Here is a 17,674-nt window from a genome sequence, read left to right on the forward strand (position 1 = left end):
CCCCGCACTGCGCGTTGAACCCTCACCTCACGGTCATAGATATTGCCCCACCCGGAGCGCAGCGTTTCAGTAGGAGCGGTCGCCGCTCACAGCCCGGAGGGCACAGCTATTCCGGGTGGCGCCGCCCTGCCCATGGGGTCCGACGCCGGCCCGTGCGCCGGTCTCGACACAGATCAGGGCCGCGCAGCAGTTGCTGCGCGGCCCTGGCCACATTTCGCCCAAGATCCGGCCACCGTCGACTGAAGGCCGGCGCCCGCTGTTGGCGTGAACAGTCGGGGACCTGCCGGGGGCAGCCGTACGCTCCGAGCGCGGGCGGGAAGGTCAGGCGGGGTTGATGTTCTCGGCCTGGGGGCCCTTCTGGCCCTGGGTGACATCGAACGTCACGGCTTGGCCTTCCTGGAGCTCACGGAAGCCCGAGGAGTTGATCGCGGAGTAATGGGCGAATCGTCCGGGCCGCCGCCGTCCTGGGCGATGAAGCCGAAGCCCTTCTCCGCGTTGAACCACTTCACAGTTCCCGTAGCCATGTCTCATGCCTTCCAGCCGATGTGAAGCCTCCGCAACGTGCGGAAGGCGGAGGTGATCGCCCTGGTTCCTGCGGCACAGCACAGCAGAACGCCCACGCCGAAGACGTGGGCGAATGGGAACTTTCGAACCATGACAGTTGACGCAGACGCTATACGGCCGCACGCTCTGTCACCAGAGGAAACGACCCACGCGTCAAACCCTCAAAAGGGTGTGCGGGGACCCGCCGGCACCCAGCGGGCGCACTGCCTCAGGCCACGGGCGGACCGGACGATGCGGCGGCGCGGTGGTGTTCGGCGTTGATGCGCTGGGCTTCTTCGAGCTGGTCCTCGAGGATGACGATGCGGCAGGCGGCCTCGATGGGGGTGCCAGCGTCGACCAGTTCGCGCGCGCGGGCGGCGATGCGCAGCTGGTAGCGGGAGTAGCGTCGATGGCCGCCCGCAGAGCGCAGCGGCGTGATGAGGCGGGCTTCGCCGATGGCGCGCAGGAAGCCCTGGGTGGTGCCGAGCATCTCGGCGGCCCGACCCATGGTGTAGGCGGGATAGTCGTCGTCATCGAGACGGCCGAACGAGTCGTCTGCTGTCACTTGCACCTCTCTGTGGAACGCGTGGAGGGGCCCTGGTGCCATGTGGCACCAGGGCCCCGAAGGAACTGCTACACCATCTGCCGACCCTGATCCTGCGTCGGCCTTCTGTTTCCGCAGACCCGACCTGAACGGCGTCGGGGATACGGGGATCGCGGTTGCTTGACCGGAGACCACCTCACTATCGATGTCCTGCGGTACCCGGGCCCAAGACTTTCACCCGGGCGATCCTGATGGTGCTCAACTCCTCCGTTCTTTCCCTCTGGATGAACTACTTACCAAGCGGGAACTGCGTACTGCTGATACTGCGAACTGCTGGTGGCCCTCAACAGCGCCACTCTTCGGCAGCCAGCCCCGTCGCCCGTCCTGCATCTGCTCTGGCTTAGAACCCCACTGCCGAACCTCCCGGCACGCGCGCCCGCAACAGCCGACGCCTTTACCGAGGAACCATTATCAACCGCACTGCTGATACTGCGAACTGCCCTTACCGAACTGCACCTGCGGTACTGCTCACGGCGGCCCCTGATCACTGCTGGCCACCCGGTCCGGTCGTCAGCCCCGTCGCCGTCCTGCAACCGCTCTGGCTTCGAAACTCCACCACCGCACCGTCCTGCGCACTGCACTTGCGGGTACTTCTGCCCGGCAGTTCATCTCTGCCGGGCCCTGCTCGATCTCGGCTACGAGAGAAACCATAACCACCCCACCACCCAATGTCTACACCAGCCGACATAGATTTCCGCGCGTCAGGCAGAGAGACAGTCGACATCAGCCGTAGAGGGGGCAAGCGGCGGTTCCACTCCAGCCGGGGGCACCCGCTCCGAGCAGTGCCGATACGCAGCCTCTACGCCGCGAACACCACAGCTTCCCGTCCGACTGCATGGATGACCGGCCGGGCACGTTTCGCAGCCGGGGCGTCATGCGGTTAACGCGCCGCGGGCCGGGGCACAAGCACCGGGCAGACAGGACCCGGCATTCCGGCATTGACGACCCAGAGACCAGGGTGACCTGATGGACACGATGAGCGTCAACGTCGCACCCGTCCGCTCCGCGACATCCGTCGCCGACGCACGCGAGAGGGCCCGGGATTTCCTCGACGGCCTCGCACAACCCACGATCGCAGCCGAGGCTGCCGACACCGTGGTCCTCGTCGTTTCTGAGCTCGTCACCAACGCCCTGCGCCACGGCGCCGGTACCTGCACCCTGGACCTGACCGCCCACCCGGACAGCATCGAGGTAGCCGTGCATGACAGCAGTCCGCAGGCGCCACGCATGCGCACTCCCGACCTGAACGGGGGCACCGGAGGATTCGGCTGGCCCATGGTCAACCGCCTCGCCCGCGCCACTGCGGTTACCCCCCGGCCGTCCGGCGGGAAGACCGTAAGCGCCCTTCTCGCCCTGTAGCGCAAAGGCACATGCGCCGGCCGACGTGACGGGTGGCCTCCCCGAGATCGATCTCGCATATGGCCGCTGTACCGATGCGCCCCGAGGCCGGAATCAGCGAACCCGGGGCCACCTAGCTAGGCCGCAAACCCACAGGTCAGCCCGCCCCCATAACAGGTTCAATAATTGCCACGCACTCCACGTGCGAGGTAATAGAGAACGGGCTATCAGAGCCGAGATCACCCAGGGGCATTGCAAGATCGAGATCTGTCCGGGTTCGTCAAGTGAGGCCGAGGGCTCGTAGGGGTCGGTGGTAGTCGCGGCCGGTGTGGCGGAGGGCGGCGGCGATGTTGGTCTGGCCGTCCTGGCGGAAGACGCTGATGGCAAGGTTGCGCAGGCTGGCCATGGTGCGGGGCAGGGTGCCGGTGCGGATCTTGGAGTCGTCCTCGCGGAACGTTCGGTCGCGCACGTGGTGGAGGAGGTTCTCGATGCCCCAGTGGCCTCTGATCCAGGTGGCGAGCTCGATGCAGGTGGCGTCGAAGGGGCTCAGGCTGGTGATCAGGTAGACGCGCTCGATGGTCAGCTTGCCGGTGTTCATCTCGCGGCGCCAGCGCACGACTTGGATCGCCTGGCGGGCGCCGGGGTAGTCGATGTGGGCGAACGCGGCGGCCTTCAGCCGGCGGATCTCGTCGCGGTGGTGGGCGTGGTCGCGGGTGCGGTGTCCGAGCGGAATGTCCTTCCAGGGCAACTTCCTGACCTTCGCGTGCAGACCTGGATGGTTCTTCTTCACGACGGCCACGTAGTGGGCGCCGCGGCCGGTCAGATAGGCCCCGTGATCGTGCTGGGTGTGCAGGGCGTCTGCGGTCACCACCGTGTTGTCCAGATCGAGACCGTCCAGCAGAGGTGCGAAGGAGGGGATCTCGTTGCTTTTGGAGGCGACCTGCCGCTGGGCGAGGACCACGCCGTGGTGCTCCATCGCGGCCAGCAACTGGATCGCCGCGGCCGTTGCGGTTCGCGATCCGCGGACCACCTTGCCGTCAACCGCGATGGCCCGCCGCACCGGCCGCTTCTCCTCCGTCGACGGCGGAGGATCCGCTCTGGCCTGCAGGTATGCGCTGATCGCCGCGTCCAGCGCGTCACCGTCGATGCGTTGCAACAGACGACGCACCGTGGCGGCGTGCGGCACCGGCCGCAGCCCCGTGAACGGGTCGAGGCCGAAACCGAGGACGTCCAGCACCTGCTGCGGGGCATCCGTGATCCATTCGCTGATCGCGATGAGCGACCGGGCGCCGGTCAACACTGCCGCGACAGCGGCGCAGAGCAACGAGAGGGCCGGATACCGACGCCCCCGCGCATCACGGGGATCAGCGACAAGAATCAAGAATCGGCGCAGGTCAGCGATGTCACCCGGGGCAAGAGGAGCAGACTGGGAGCCCAGTTGCTCCAGGGCGGTGGGGATGGGCGATGATATTCGGGCAGGCACGGTCTCGCTCGGTTCTCATGGGTCTCGACAACCACATGATCACCGGCCCCGTGCCTGCTCTGCTGTCCGGACCCCTCTGCCGCACACCGGACATGACGCCACGTCACCCATGATCCCGGCGAACCGGACCAACCTCGACTATGCAATGCCCCTGCGAGATCACCAATCACCATTCTCTGCTCCAACCTCGATCCTTCCGCGGTGATCGTTGCCTCGTAGGGTGATCACTTCGCCCCGTTTGTCCCCGCTGTTCGCGGTCAGGGTCTTCGCGTGTCGCTGCGGCTGCGCCGGGTTCCACGGTCCCGGGGTGGTGCGGGGCTCTCCTTCCTGGTCTTCGTCGGGGCGGGTCTGTTCGTCAGGTGACGGTGGTCAGGCCAGTCAGGCGCTGCCAGGCCAGGACGAACGCTTCTGCCCAGGGCCAGTCGGGGGCGAGGCGGAGGTGCCGGCGGCGGGCATGGGCGGCGAGACGGGCGGGCAGGTGGTAGATCCGAAACCGCATGGTGTCGGGTTCGGCGTCGGCCAGGCCGTCCTGGTCGTGCAGGGCGAGGAGGCGGAGCCAGGCGTCGAGGTCGGCGGCGAGGTTCGCGGCGAGCATCCAGCCCTGGTTCGTGGTGAAGGATTTCGAGGGCAGGTTGTGCAGCCCCATCGCTTTGTTCGTGCGGACCCGGTCCTCGACGACGGCGTGGTGCCGGTGCAGAGCGTCCAGCCACTGTGCCTGGTGGGAGCCGGGGATCCGGGTCATCTTGCGGATGTTGGTGGCGATGATCGAGTACTTGAAGCCGGTCTTCTTCTCGAAGTCGGTCAGGTTCGCGAGGTGGCGGCTGGAGGGCTTGACCCGGCGGGCGATCAGCCTCAGTCCCTTGTCCCAGCCCTCGCGTGCGCTCAGGCCGCTCAACTCCGCGACCCCGTAGTCCTCCTGGAGGGTGCCGTCCTGGTTCAGGGAGACCTCCCAGGCCGTCTCGGGCAGGCGGGCGATGGCCTGCTCGTCGAGGTCGGTGATGGTCCAGCCGGTGGTGAAACGGACCGTGCGCCGACGGGTGTTCAAGCCGATGAGGTGCTCATGCAGGCCGTGTGTGGCGCCGGCGCCGTCGACGCGGATCAGGAGTTTCGCGGCCGAGGAGCCAGGGATCTGGGCGAGCGCGTCGGCCAGGACCGTGAGGTGGTCGGCGACCGTGTTGCTGCCGGCGTTGCCCGGCCGCAACAGCATCGCCAGGCACTCGGACGTGTTCGCGCACCAGGCGGCCAGCGGATGGAACCCGAAAGTCTTCTTCCAGGTCGCCCGCGCCCGCTCCTTCTTCGAGGCAGCCGTGATGATCGTGGCGTCCATATCCACGATCACCCAGTTGTGCAGGCGTTTTCCGGCGACGGTGAGCCAAGGGAAGCCGCCGGGCCGCAGGGCCAGCCACGACCACACCATCCGGCGGACCCGTGCCCGGGCGCGGGCGATCGCCGCGAGCCGGTCGGCATCGCACAGGTCCAGGGTGCGGTACACAGTGGAGTCCGAGACGCCCGGGCCGGTCATCCGCTCGTGATGCAGGGCGAGTTGTTCGGCCTCCGCCACGCTCCGGGCGCCCAGCGCGATCGATATCGCCAGCTGGACGAACACCACCGCCCGATCCCGCCACCCCGGCCCGCCCACCGGGAACACCCCAGCCAGCGCCTCCGTCAGCCCCGACCGGTCCGCCAGCCGCCGCAGCAGCACCACCCCGGCATGCCCGACCAGCCCCTTCCCGTCAGCCCCCACGACCAGGCCCCGGTCCCACCCTGTACGCTCGCTCACCAGAAAGGTGTCCTGATTCTTGCAACCGATGCTTCCTCGACAGTCGCATCCTCGCAGGTCAGGACACCTTTTCTGCTACCCGGCCGTCAGGCCGGGCAATTCCGCTGAATGGTCAGGGTCAGGGCGGGGTGGCGGGGCTGACCCGCGCGGGACTGGCGGAACTGTGGTGGGGGGCGGGCAACCGGCGCGAGTCGGAGAGCCGCCGGATGCTCGCGGCTCTGGACGCGGAGACCTCGCTGCTGCCCTCGGATGTCCGCGTACTGGTCGGCGGACGCCACTACAACAGGGAACCCGGATACAGCCCGCTCGAACCGTATGACGAAGTCGCCTGGCAGGGGCTGGCCGACGCGTGCCGAAAGATCATCAAGGAGTCGTGGACGGCACACAAGGCGGCCCTGGCCGAGGCGGAAACCGGCCGCGACCCGTACGTGAACGGCTGGACGCGCGAGAACATCTGCTGGCAGATGCTCCGCACCGGGCCGGCCACGGTCGAGGATCTGGGCAAGCCGCTCGGCCTGTCGCGGGAACAGTCCCGATACCGGATCGGACGCGACCTCAGCCGCCATATCAAGCCGGCGCGCGAGGCATTGTTCCCCGGCCCCCGGGTGATGATCGCCTACCAGTTGCTGTTCGGTGTCTACACCGGGATCGTGCCCGACGGCATTGACGACCTGGGGATCAAGGACCTGGACTGGGCCGGGAAGCACACGGTGCTGGTGCGCTACCTCAAGGGACGCACCACGCACGAGAGCCTGACGCTGTCCGCCAAGGCTGTACGGCTGCTGGAGCGCTGGCTGGACTATTCCGCGCCGATGAGAGAGCACTGCCCGCCCGAGATGCGTGATGGGCTGTGGCTGCGGTTCGAACCCTCCGGCGCGGGGCCGCACGCAGTGGGCCCGTGGCGGGTTTCGCGCGCCTACAAGAGCACGGTGACCGAGTGGATACGCGCTCAGGGGGTCGTCGACGCGAAGGGCGCCCCGATCCGGGTGCACCGGCAGGTCATCCGCACCACCTTCGAATCGCATCGCGACCGTGCGACATGGTTCGGCAGCAGCCGGGCGACCATCGACCCCAATCACACCCCCGCGGTGGAGGGGGATCACTACCTGTCCGCCACGACCGAGGCCCAGCAGAATGCGCTCGAGGAGATCGTGGCGCAGGCCCAGGGCGACCTGCTCCGCAAGAGCCGGCCGCCGATGGTGCTGACCGAAGAGCAGATCGCCGACCTCGCCGAGCAGTTTCCCCAGCTGGTCAGCGAGTTGGAGCTGGACGAAGCGGCGATCGCCGAGCTCGTCAGCGGTCAGCGCGATGTGTTCGTCGCTTCATGCGCCGACCCACTGGCCGGGCTGCACGGGCCGAAGGGCAAGCCGTGCCCCGCGCGCCCCTGGGTCTGTCTGCTGTGCCCGCTGGCGCTGTTCGCCCCGGGGCACGCGGCGAACCTGCTGCGAATGAAGGCGTTCTTCGCCCGGCAGTGGCAGCAGCTCCCCGCCGCCCAGTTCATGGCCGTCTTCGGCCACTACGCCCAGCGGATCGAGGAGGTCTTGGACAAGTACGACCCCGCCCAGCTCGCCCGGGCGGCCTCCGCGGTCGCCGACACCGACGACGAGATCCCGCTGCTGCCCGAGGAGAGCACCCGATGAGTGAACCGACCCTGCCCACTTCCCGGTCTGCCGTGGCCCTCCGCTCGTTCTTCGCAGGCGCGGACCTGTGCGAGTTGGCGGGCTTCGCGCTGCCCGCCGGGGCGCCCCGTTCGGTATTCGAGGACGATATTTGGGACTTCACGCAGGTCATCGGGATTCCCGCGTACGTGGCGATGTGTGCCAGGCGCCTCGACTTCTCCGGGATCATCAACCCGCGGTTCAAGACGGTCGCGAAGGAGTACGCCGCGGCGATGATGACTCCCGGGCATGAAGCTGTCCGCGTCCTGCCGCATGCGAACCGGACGGTCAAGGCCATCAACAGCTTCTACGCGGAGATGCTCGAGCTGGTCCGCTGGCTCAACTGGCTGACCTCGCATGGCGTGAGTTCCCTTCAGGAGGTCACCGACCATCACTGCAAGTCCTTCGCCCAGTACCGGGCCACCCATCGGCCAGGCGGTAAGAAGACGCGCTACCGCGAGAGCGTCCACCACCAGGTTGTCCTGGTGATCCTGGGCCTTGTGCGGTACGGCGAGGTGTTCACCACCGACCGCTACCGCGAGGGGCTGCGACCGTTCAATGGGCAGTCCGCCGGCTCGGCCGTCGGCACGAACAACAGCAACAAGGAGAACAAGATCCAGCCGGTGGCGGCGGAGGTCTTCCAGCCGCTGCTGGCCGCCGCGCTTTACCTGGTACAGACCCTGGCACCGCCCCTCCTGATGGAGAGGGCGAGGAAGCGGACGCAGGATGCGGTCACGGCGGCCCTGCCCCGGGGCCGATTGGACCTCGCCGCGATGGAGGACGTCCTGCGGCGTCATATCGCCGAGAACCGCCCGCTCGACCGTCTTCCCAGCAGCGCGAAGAAGCGGCCCCGGGACCAGGACGACCCCTTGGCCCAGGTCAACTTCTATGCGCTGGCCTACGAGTCGGGCTCGGGGGCCTTCGACCACGAGGTGCTCCCGCTGATACGTCCGGCCCTTGAACAGGCCCTTCAAGTGGTCGGAGTGGAAGAGCCGTTCTGCCGTGACGCCGCCCTGGTGGAGGGAGCTGACGGCCAGGGCCATGTCCGCTGGTCGCGTCCGCTCGGTGAGCGGGACTTCCGTACGCTCGCCGGGGTGGTGAAGACCGCATCTCACCTGGTCATCGTCGCGTTGTCCGGGATGCGCCATAGCGAGCTGCGGGAGATGAACGTCGGCTGCCGCGTTCCCACGGTGGAGGTCGGCCCGGGGCTGGCGCGCTACAAGCTGGCCAGCCGCGTCGTCAAAGCAAAGCCCCTGGGCGGGGTCGCGGACGAATGGGTCGTGGTCAAGGAGGCGTATCAAGCGGCGGAAGTCGCCGAACAACTCCTGGGCCCTGACGCCGAGATCGGTGATCCACTGCTCTCCGGCCCCTTGGACAGGACGCGCTTCGCCACGTTTCGACGGTGGGTGAACAGCGCGGCCGGACAGGCACTGGGGCTTGCCGCGATTCCCGCCGGACCGGCAACGCTGAGGATGCTCCGCCGCACACTCGCCTTGGAGATCGCCTATCGGCCAGGCGGCCTCCTGGCCGCAAAAGTGCAGCTCAAGCACTTGTCAGTCGTCACAACGGAGGGCTATGCGGCTCGCCCGGGAGGGGCCCAGTCCAAGTTCCTCGCCGAGGTCAACGCGGAGGAAAGCGAGCGCAACCAAGACCTCATTCTGGCCGAGTACCGACGCTACCAGGACGGGCAGCTTCCCTCGGGCCCCGGCGCCCGCGACCTGATGGACTTCTTCGCCAGTGTCGACGGGCAGCTCATCCGCGCGGCCACCGAGGACCCCAGCGTCGTCGAAAGTGATCAAGAGGTCCGCTCACTGCTGGCATCACGAGCAGACGTACTGCACCTGGGGGTGGCGAACTACTGCTGGTTCATCGACCCCTCCAAGGCCCTGTGCCTGAAATTGGCCGGCACACCGCACGCGACGAAGCCCCTCGCGGGTCTGTGTGACTCCTCGCGCTGCCCGCAGGCGACCCATCATCCCTGCCACCGCCCGGTCTGGGCCGACAGCGCCAGCACGAAGCAGACGTTCATCAAGTCCATCGGCCGTGGCCACAAGACCGAGCAGGCCCGCCTCCAAGCCGATCTGAACCGGGATTTGAAGGTCCTGGCCGAGATCGACGCCACTGCGTGAACGGAGAATCGACACCATGGCACGTATCAGCGCCGAAACCCGGGTCCGCAACGAACAGGCTGTCCGGGCCGCGATGGACCGCCTCCTCAAGGGCGAGCTGCCGCCCGGCGGCAGTACCGACCTCAAGACCCTGGCCACCGAAGCCGGGGTCACCCGCACCGCGTTCTACCCGAAGAAGAACCGTGACGGCACCACCCGCCCTGGGCCCTACCAGCACCTCGCCGAGGAGTTCGAGCGGCGCCTCGCGGCTCTGCAGGAGGCCGGCGAGGTCATCGACCCACGGGCCGCGCAGATCGAACGGCTCAAGGCCCAGGTCGCCGAGCTCAAGGAACGGGTCACCAAGCGGGACGAAGCCCTAGCCGAGCTCACCGCGTTCAAGACGCTCGCCATCTCCCGGATCGCGGCCCAGCACGACGAGATCGAGCGGGTGCGGGAACAGGCGGCAGCCCTCGGCAACGTCCGCCGCCTGCCTGCCGCCCGCAGTAGTACGGCGCCATACGAATCGTGCAGCTGACCGACAGCATTGAGAATGCGGCCCGACCTCGAACCCCGCGCCCTGTTCCCCGGCGGACCCGCCGCCTGAGCGCCCGGCGGAGCGATGCGGCCTGCCCGCGGCAGACGCCAAGCACCGACCGCCGACTGTAGCCCGGTCAGAGCTCCCCGCTCAGGCAGCGTCGTGCACCATTCGAACCTCTGTGTGGCTGGCGTAGGCGGTGGTGGCGCCGTTGACCTGCTCGTCCAGCACGAGATATGCCCCGGCGGAAGACCCGGCAGGTCCACCTCCAGCACCGTGGCCGGGGCAGGTGATCCGATAAAGCTGCCGCAGGAACGGGGGTGACGAACCTTGTGAGCCATCGCCGCATTTCAAAGGCACACCCGCGCTTGTTCTGCCGGCGGCAGAACACCGGCCTGACCGGGCTCGACGATCACTACAGTCCAGTCTCATGACGACGATTACAACGCGCACCGTCGAGTACCCGGCCGACGGTCTGACAATGATCGGGCACCTCGCGCTCCCGGCCGGAGTCGAACGCCGGCCCGCGGTGCTGCTCGGGCCAGAGGGCATGGGGCTCAGCGACGTCGAGCGCCGCCGGGCCGATGCTCTCGCCGAGCTGGGATACGTGGCGCTGGCCTTCGACCTTCACGGCGGGCGCTATTTGGGCGACCCCGAGGAGATGCTGGCCCGTTGCATGCCGCTGCTCGCCGACCCCGACCGGATGCGGGGCATCGGCCACGCGGCGCTCGGCGTGTTGCGCGCCGAACCGCGGACCGACCCCAGCCGGATCGCCGCCGTCGGCTACGGAACCGGGGGCGCCGTCGCGCTCGAACTCGGGCGCGACGGCGTCAACCTGCGCGCGATCGGGACAGTCAACGCGACTACCACGGGCCGACCGGGCGAGGCAGCGCGCATTCGCTGCCCGGTGTGGGCGGGGGTCGGTTCGGAAGACCCGATCATGCCGCCCGCGCAACGGGACGCGTTCACCGCCGAGATGCAGGCCGCGGGCGTCGACTGGCGCCTCGTGGTCTACGGCGGCGCCTTGCACGCCTTCCACCACCCGCCGGTCGACCACCCCGTGGTCCCCGGCGTCGGCTACCACCCACGGCACGCGCAGCGAGCCTGGCGCGACGTCATCGACCTGCTCGCCGAGTGCCTGGCCGTAACGGAGTGATCCGGTCAGCAACCGCGATTCCGGGCCGCGAGCCAGGCCGGTCGACCGCCACCGGCTCCGGTTTGTGGGACATCGCCGCAGCTCAAAATTATGACGAGGTGCTCTGCGAGAGGGTTCCCACTCGGCGGCGGGAACCGGCTCCGCACCCCACGCCAGCCCCCAACGAGACGTGACATCCGCCACAGGCAACAGCCAGAAAAGGGACAACATGGCTCGCTGGAACGCGACACGCACCGAAGCCCGGCCCTGATGTAAAGCGACACGACCTGCGGGGGACACGGCCTCTGCTGACACAACGGCCCGGGTGGCTGGAGCAGCGCCCTGGGAGTGCTCGGCGTGCGGGACATCGGCCTGGAATGGGACGAGTGGGCCTGCAAAACCCGTACGGCTGCAGGACAGTTGACCCTCCGAACCGACGTGGCGATGTATCCGGCCTGGCCCTTCATCGGCCGGACACGCGGGCTGATCGCCTCCCCTCCGTGCCAGGCGTGGAGCATGGCCGGCAAACGCCTCGGCCTGGTGGACCAGCCGCTCGTGCACGAGGCCGTCGAGAATCTCGCCGCAGGACGCGACCCCCGCGAACGCCTTCTCGCCGCCTGCCGCGACGAACGCTCCCTGCTCGCGGCCGAGCCGATGCGCTACCTCCACGCCCTGAACACGGTCGGCGAGCCCGAGTGGGTCGCCATGGAGGAGGTCCCGGACGTCCTGCCCTTGTGGAAGCACTACGCGGCCGTACTACGCCGCTGGGGCTTCTCCGTGTGGACGGGCATTCTCAACGCCGCCGACTACGGAGTACCCCAGACGAGAAGGCGGGCGATCCTGCTCGCCTCGCGAGTCCGCACTGCCCAGCCACCCGCACCCACCCATGTCCAAGTCGGCGAGCCTGAATCCCTGTTCGGCCCGGGCCGCGCCCATTGGGTCAGCATGGCCGAGGCCCTGGGATGGGGCGCCACCGACCGGCCCGTTCCCACCGTCTGCGCCGGCGGCGGACCCGGCGGCGGACCAGAACCGTTCCCCTCTGGCTCCCGCAAGACCTTGTCGGACGCCCGTGAGCGCGGGACCTGGACCCCGCGGCCGGACGGGGTCGTCCCGCAGTCCCGCCGCGAAGGCGCGGGATGGGCGGCCCGGCACGGCACCCGCGAGAACCGTGCCGCAAGCGCTCCGGCGCCGACCTTCACCGCCGAGGCGCACCGGTGGTCCTGGTCCCTGCGCAGCAACAACCAGGCCAACGCCACCGTTCGCCCGGTCTCCGAGCCGGCCGGGACTCTGTTCTTCGGACACCGCGCGAACGAATGCACCTGGATCGCCGAACCTCCCTCCTCCTAGAGGGAGAACGCGGTGTCGGCGCCCGTCCCGGAGCCGATCCGCATCACCGCCCGCGAGGCCGGCCTGCTGCAGACCTTCCCGGCCGACTACCCCTGGGCCGGGAACAAGGGCCAGCAGTTCTCGCAGATCGGCAATGCCGTACCCCCGTTGCTCGCGGCCCATCTCCTCGCCCCGCACGTGAACATTCCCCTCAATCCCGACGACTTCACTCTGGCCGCTTGATGCCGCACACCCCCGAACCCGACGAGGACGACCTCGACGCGATCCCGCCGCCGCACCCGGTGTTCCACGTCGAGCAGGCCCTCCTCGGCGCTCTCCTGCTCGAACCACAGCGCCTTCACGACGTGACCGGGATCGGCCCCGACGCGTTCTCCACCGCCGCACACGCCGCCCTGTTCGCCGCGATCCGGTCCCTGCCAGCCCCCGACCCGGCCGAGCACGCCAAGAACACGAAGTGGCTCGACGCCGTGCTCACCGCCGCCCGCAAGGAGGCGCGCGTCCTGTCCGCGCCCTACCTGCACGCCTTGATCCAGGTCTGCCCCTGGACCCGGCACGCGCCCGCGTACGCAGGGATGGTCGGGGCTGAGCACGCCCGGCGCCGTCTGTTCGCCGCCGCCCAACGCCTCATGCACACCGCTCGGGACACCTCGCTCCCGCAGCGCGTCGCCACCGCCCTCGATGAGGCCGACGCCCTCGCCACCGTGGTGGACGACATCGCCGCCCGGTTCCCTCCGCACGCCGGCTCCCTGCCCCGCACCTGTGTTCCTCCACCGCTCACGACCCACGACGAGGAAGCGGTCGACGAGGAGCGGCTGCTGCTCGCGACCGCGACGGCGTACTCCAGCGGTATCGAGCAGATGCGGTGGCTGGCCCCCGGCGACTTCACGCACCCGCTGCACGCCGGGCTGTGGCAGTGCTGAACACCCTGATCCGCCGCGGCACGCCCGTCGACCCCGTAACCGTCCTCTGGGAAGCCCAGCACCGCGGCCTCCTGGGCAGAGGGACCGACCCGCGAGAGCTGCTGGAAATGCTCGCCGGACCGGTCGGCTCCCCGGAGCACTGGGGCGAGCGCGTCCTGCAGCGCTCCGTCCTCGCCACCGCTCACCACACCGGCCAGGGCATCGAGGCGTTCGCCCAGGACCCGGCCACCACGCCCTACCAGCTCGTCGTCGTCGGCAGCCGCCGCGCGCTCGCCGACCTGTCGGCCGCCCGCACTCGGTGGCAGCACGCCACCTCCTCCTCACCTGCGCCAGCCCTCCGGCCCGGTCGCCCCAAGTCCGCGAGAGCCACGGCCGTACCCCGGGCCGGACCGCCGCGAACCACAGCTCCGCCCGCCGCGCGCACCTCCCGCTGACCCGCACCCGCCGTTCGTCGGCCCCTCACGGCCCGGCGAACGGCAGAAGAGAGCCACCCTTCGTGACGACACTCTCCATCCACGCGCACGTCCGCCTCGACACGCACCCCACCCACTCCAGTGCCGTGACCGCCGCCCTGACCGGCCCCCAGGCCCACATCGCGCACCTGGCTCTGGAGGCCGACGGCTGGGAAGTGGTGGCGGAGAACACCCTCGTGCTGGTCCGCATCGACAGCGAGGAGCCCTACTGGGCGCAGCAGGCCGTCGACGCCCTGAACGCCGAGGGGATCACTACCGAGATCACCTCCGGGCTGCGCGAGGCGATAGACGAAGAATGGACCTGGGCCAACTATCCGATGCCCTGGTGCACCCGCAGCGAGATCCGTGAGGTCTCCAACGAGGCCCAGAAGATCCATGACGACATCCGCCACGGCCACCTCCTGATCCACGCCCATGCCGAGGACGGCCACACCACCGTCGCGGTCGGCACGTACCTCAACGGAGGCAAGAGCGTCTACCTCCACGGCGAGGACTACCTGCGACAGGTCGCCGATACCTTCGACTCGCCCGCCCAGGCCCTGGTCACCTTCGAGAAGGTCCACGGCGCGGCCATGCGCCCCGGACCCGGCGCCCCTGACCGACACCGAGCGCGCCGCCGCCCAGGCGCGAACCTCACTCGCCACAAGGTACCGGCGAGCGATCACGCTGCTGCGTAGCTCGCGCGGAACAGATCCTGCGCACGCTCCACGTCCCTCGACTTGCGGAGCTGCACCTCCAAGTCGCCCGTCCCGTGGTGGCCGAGCCCGGACACGTCCCGAGTGAACCCGGGAACGAGATCGACGTGCTTCGGGTCGACCTTCAGGTAGACCAGCAGTTTGGTCTTCTGCGGCGGGCAGAGGCAGGCGAAGTTCCGCAGCCGCTGATACGCCCGGTACTGCTTGCGCTCAACGCGGTTCACGCCGCCCCCGAGACCGAGCAGCGCCTCGTCCACCGCGTTCGCCAGCTCGACCATCGACGCACCCTGCACGTCGGCTGCCGCTAGTCCCGTATTTCGCGGGTCGCTGATTCGGCTGGAGAGCGGGGCCGGGCAGTGTCCGGCACGGGCCTGTCAACGTTGGTCCGGGTGTGTCGATGACTTCCCGGTCCCCGCGGCCACGGACGGAACGCCCCCGTATGGAGTGCGTGATCGAGTCCGTGGTGACCAAGCGTTTGGGCGCTCTGCCCGTCGCTGCCGAGTTTCTGCGCCGGCTGGATGTTGCGGGGATCGTCGATGCCCTTTGCCCGCCCGATCCCCGGGCGGAGCTGACACACGGCCAGGTGATCGAGGTGCTGGTGGCCAACCCGGAGCTGGCCCGCCAGGCCGCGGCCGCCCGCGGCGAAAGCAAGGGCCGGAAGACCCTCCGCTCCCGCTGGACGCTCGCCCGGTGAGCCGTACGCGGCCGCGCCGGGGGACGACCACCGGGGAGTCGTCGCCCGGCGCGCGGCTGCGGGAGCTCGATGAGAACTGCACGATGCGGCGATGAGTTTTCCCGGCCCTGCCGGTCTACCGTTCGTCAAGTGATCAGAAAGCGCGAAGCAGGAGGAGCGGCATGAGCCAGTTGCTGCGGGTCCAGAACTTCACCGTCTCGAGCGACGGGTTCGGCGCCGGCGAGGGCCAGAGCCTCGAGAAGCCGTTCGGCCATGCCGATCCGGGGAACATGTTCGCCTGGGCCATTGCCACCGACCACCCACCCATCAACCGCTCCGAACCCGGTGGCAGCCGAGGTCTCGACGACTACATCACCCGGGACTACGCCCGCAACATCGGCGCCGAGATCATGGGCCGCAACAAGTTCGGGCCGCAGCGCGGGCCCTGGCAGGACCACGAGTGGCAGGGGTGGTGGGGTGACGAGCCCCCGTTCCACACGCCGGTGTTCGTCATGACGCACCACAAGCGCCCGTCGTTCACGCTCTCCGACACCACGTTCCACTTCGTCGACGGCGACCCGGCCGCGGTGCTCGCCCAGGCGAAGGAGGCGGCGCAGGGCCAGGACGTCCGGCTTGGCGGTGGGGCCACGATCATCCGGCAGTTCCTCGATGCCGACCTCGTCGACACCCTGCATGTGGTGGTCGTGCCGACGAAGCTCGGCTCCGGGGCCCGGCTGTGGGAGTCCTCCGATGAGCTGCTCGACCGGTTCCACCAGGACGTCGTGCCCAGCCCGAGCGGCGTGACGCACCACCTGTTCTGGCGGAAGTGAGGCCGGACCAGCCAGCCGACGCGGGTTCCGTCACCGGCGCCCGCGGCATGGCCGCCGCCCAGCGGCGTGCTAGCCCCAATACCAGTGACTTAAGAGTCCCGGACGGGTGGGACTTGGAGCGGTGGGTTGATCGGGGCGGTCTTGTAGTGCGGGGCGATGGCTACTGCGTCGGTTGGATCGAGGGTGGGCTGGGGCCAGAGCTGGTGCTTGGCGCGTTTGACGCCGAAGTTGGACATTTTGCGTTTGACGACGCGGGGATGGGACCGTCGGCGGCGCTTGGGTAGCAGGTGGCGGGCTATCTCGTGGAGTCCGTCCGTGAGTGCTGCGGCCATGCGCTCAGGGGGAAAAGGCCGCCTGCGCGGTGACTTGGCGTGGGGCGAGGCGGAGAGTGCGGGTGAAGGAGAGCCGGTCGGTATCCGTGTCGATGCCTTCGGCGGCGGTGTGCATGAGCTGGCGGATCGCGTGGTGGACGAGCAGGTGGCCCCAGACCTCCTGCTCAACGCCGTCGGGCGAACGGGAACGCAGGACCTGGGCGGGGCCGCGCTGGTGTGTCTTGAGTTCATCCAGCGTGGTCTCGATCTCCCAACGCTCGTTGTAAAGGGCCGCCAACTCCGTTGCAGGCGCCGCTTCATGGTCGAGGATGGTGGTGATCAGCCGGTACGGGGCGTCGCGCTGCGGGCGGCCCGGGTCGTCCAGGGTGTACTCGATGACACGCACGATGGTCGCGTCGGCGCGCTTGCGGTCGCCCGCAGCGGCGATGTCGGACAGATAGGACCCGTCGGGCAGCTCCTGGCGCACGGGCAGCACCGCGTTGGACTTGATGCGCCACAGCAGATCCGCACCGCCGGCCGATGCCGCACGCCACTGCACCAGGCCGGCGAAGCCCCGGTCGGCCATCAGCAGGTCACCCACCCCGAGGGCCTCGAACAGTTCCGCTGCCAGGACCGACTCGGCCGTTGTGAACGGTCCAAGGGCTGCGTGAGTGATCGCGTGGGTGCCGCACTCGGCCAGGGCCACCACCCGCACCTGCGGGAACGCGGACCGCTCCCCCCGGTGGGTCTTCGGGCGGCCGAACCGCGCGTCGTTCTCCGCACTGTCCGGCACATCGAACGTGGTCCCGTCGACCGCCATCAGACGCCAACTCCCGTACCAGGCACCAGGTGTAGCCCGCGTGGCGACAGGCCCGGCAGACTGCTCGAACAGCGCCTTGAGCGGTTCCGGTCCAAGCTTGACCCGCGCCCGGGAGATCGCGGCGGTGGTGGGCACCTGCCACGAACCCGACCAGCGCCGCGCCCATGCCAGCCCCTCCGTGAGCATCCGGGCCACCTCTTCGTACCCCTGCCCGGAGAACAGACACATCGCCAGCACGAAGTACACCACCACCCGCGGCGGCAGCAGCCGCTGACGCTGCCCGGACCGCCCGCTCTCCTCCACGATCCGATCCACCAGCTCCGGCGGAAACGACCGCGTCAGCAACCCGATCGCGATCCGGTCCGACAACCGCTCATCCGTCTCAGACTTAACCTGCCCAGGGCGTGGCATCCCGGCACCT

14 protein-coding genes and 4 pseudogenes are annotated in these 17,674 nt (G+C 69.0%); 10 read left to right on the top strand and 8 right to left on the bottom strand.

Features of this window, described 5'->3' with window-relative positions:
• Positions 1-321: 321 nt before the first annotated feature.
• The 3 genes from ACU6WZ_RS29280 to ACU6WZ_RS08760 all read right to left on the bottom strand — a co-directional run bounded on the left by ACU6WZ_RS29280 (position 322) and on the right by ACU6WZ_RS08760 (position 1,108).
• Positions 322-426 carry a cold shock domain-containing protein gene (locus ACU6WZ_RS29280; protein ID WP_514132737.1) on the bottom strand — a complete coding sequence of 35 codons (105 nt, stop codon included), beginning with the start codon at positions 424-426 and terminating at the stop codon, positions 322-324.
• The gene (locus tag ACU6WZ_RS08755; protein ID WP_514132736.1) at positions 381-524 is read right to left on the bottom strand and encodes a cold-shock protein; all 144 of its coding nucleotides are present in this window, start codon (positions 522-524) and stop codon (positions 381-383) included. Before ACU6WZ_RS08755 ends, ACU6WZ_RS29280 begins: the two co-directional genes overlap by 46 nt.
• Before the next feature lie 248 nt (positions 525-772).
• Positions 773-1,108, bottom strand: coding sequence for a helix-turn-helix domain-containing protein (locus ACU6WZ_RS08760; protein ID WP_447032553.1), 336 nt, complete (start codon positions 1,106-1,108; stop codon positions 773-775).
• 1,005 nt (positions 1,109-2,113) lie between these two features.
• Here ACU6WZ_RS08760 and ACU6WZ_RS08765 point away from each other — a divergent pair.
• Complete coding sequence (locus ACU6WZ_RS08765) at positions 2,114-2,506, top strand: ATP-binding protein (RefSeq protein WP_447032554.1); 393 nt, start codon at positions 2,114-2,116, stop codon at positions 2,504-2,506.
• 259 nt (positions 2,507-2,765) lie between these two features.
• Here ACU6WZ_RS08765 and ACU6WZ_RS08770 read toward each other — a convergent pair whose 3' ends face one another.
• Positions 2,766-3,968 (bottom strand): ISAs1 family transposase, encoded by a 1,203-nt coding sequence (locus tag ACU6WZ_RS08770; protein ID WP_447032555.1) that lies wholly within the window; start codon positions 3,966-3,968, stop codon positions 2,766-2,768.
• 355 nt (positions 3,969-4,323) lie between these two features.
• On the bottom strand, positions 4,324-5,748 hold the full coding sequence (locus ACU6WZ_RS08775) for an IS1380 family transposase (RefSeq protein WP_447029810.1): 1,425 nt from the start codon (positions 5,746-5,748) through the stop codon (positions 4,324-4,326).
• 128 nt (positions 5,749-5,876) lie between these two features.
• Here ACU6WZ_RS08775 and ACU6WZ_RS08780 point away from each other — a divergent pair, with 128 nt between their 5' ends.
• From ACU6WZ_RS08780 to ACU6WZ_RS08810, 7 genes and pseudogenes are all read left to right on the top strand, one after another.
• Positions 5,877-7,388, top strand: coding sequence for a hypothetical protein (locus ACU6WZ_RS08780; RefSeq protein WP_447032556.1), 1,512 nt, complete (start codon positions 5,877-5,879; stop codon positions 7,386-7,388).
• Positions 7,385-9,535, top strand: coding sequence for a site-specific integrase (locus tag ACU6WZ_RS08785; RefSeq protein ID WP_447032557.1), 2,151 nt, complete (start codon positions 7,385-7,387; stop codon positions 9,533-9,535). The genes ACU6WZ_RS08780 and ACU6WZ_RS08785 overlap by 4 nt, the downstream gene beginning before the upstream one ends.
• Positions 9,536-9,551: 16 nt before the next feature.
• Positions 9,552-10,049: a hypothetical protein gene (locus ACU6WZ_RS08790; protein ID WP_447032558.1), complete on the top strand. Its 498-nt coding sequence runs from the start codon at positions 9,552-9,554 to the stop codon at positions 10,047-10,049.
• 430 nt (positions 10,050-10,479) lie between these two features.
• Positions 10,480-11,205, top strand: a complete 726-nt coding sequence (locus tag ACU6WZ_RS08795) for a dienelactone hydrolase family protein (RefSeq protein ID WP_447032559.1) — start codon at positions 10,480-10,482, stop codon at positions 11,203-11,205.
• Positions 11,206-11,700: 495 nt separating this feature from the next.
• A pseudogene (locus tag ACU6WZ_RS08800) lies at positions 11,701-12,753 on the top strand (DNA cytosine methyltransferase).
• Positions 12,753-13,885, top strand: a pseudogene (locus ACU6WZ_RS08805) (DnaB-like helicase N-terminal domain-containing protein). Before ACU6WZ_RS08800 ends, ACU6WZ_RS08805 begins: the two co-directional pseudogenes overlap by 1 nt.
• A gap of 62 nt (positions 13,886-13,947) precedes the next feature.
• Positions 13,948-14,557: pseudogene (locus tag ACU6WZ_RS08810) on the top strand (DUF317 domain-containing protein); the annotation flags it as partial.
• Positions 14,558-14,585: 28 nt separating this feature from the next.
• Here the strand turns inward: ACU6WZ_RS08810 and ACU6WZ_RS08815 are convergent.
• Positions 14,586-14,924, bottom strand: a pseudogene (locus ACU6WZ_RS08815) (DUF5655 domain-containing protein); the annotation flags it as partial.
• A gap of 143 nt (positions 14,925-15,067) precedes the next feature.
• Between ACU6WZ_RS08815 and ACU6WZ_RS08820 the strand changes: the two are divergent.
• Positions 15,068-15,313, top strand: a complete 246-nt coding sequence (locus tag ACU6WZ_RS08820; RefSeq protein ID WP_447032560.1) for a DUF4277 domain-containing protein — start codon at positions 15,068-15,070, stop codon at positions 15,311-15,313.
• A 161-nt stretch (positions 15,314-15,474) separates the two neighbouring features.
• Positions 15,475-16,122, top strand: a complete 648-nt coding sequence (locus ACU6WZ_RS08825) for a dihydrofolate reductase family protein (RefSeq protein WP_447032561.1) — start codon at positions 15,475-15,477, stop codon at positions 16,120-16,122.
• Between the two features lie 89 nt (positions 16,123-16,211).
• Here ACU6WZ_RS08825 and ACU6WZ_RS08830 read toward each other — a convergent pair whose 3' ends face one another.
• Both ACU6WZ_RS08830 and ACU6WZ_RS08835 read right to left on the bottom strand, forming a co-directional pair.
• Positions 16,212-16,454, bottom strand: a complete 243-nt coding sequence (locus ACU6WZ_RS08830; RefSeq protein WP_447032562.1) for a hypothetical protein — start codon at positions 16,452-16,454, stop codon at positions 16,212-16,214.
• A gap of 4 nt (positions 16,455-16,458) precedes the next feature.
• The gene (locus ACU6WZ_RS08835; RefSeq protein WP_447032563.1) at positions 16,459-17,664 is read right to left on the bottom strand and encodes an IS4 family transposase; all 1,206 of its coding nucleotides are present in this window, start codon (positions 17,662-17,664) and stop codon (positions 16,459-16,461) included.
• Positions 17,665-17,674 lie beyond the last annotated feature (10 nt).

The organism is Streptomyces hypolithicus (assembly GCF_052934925.1).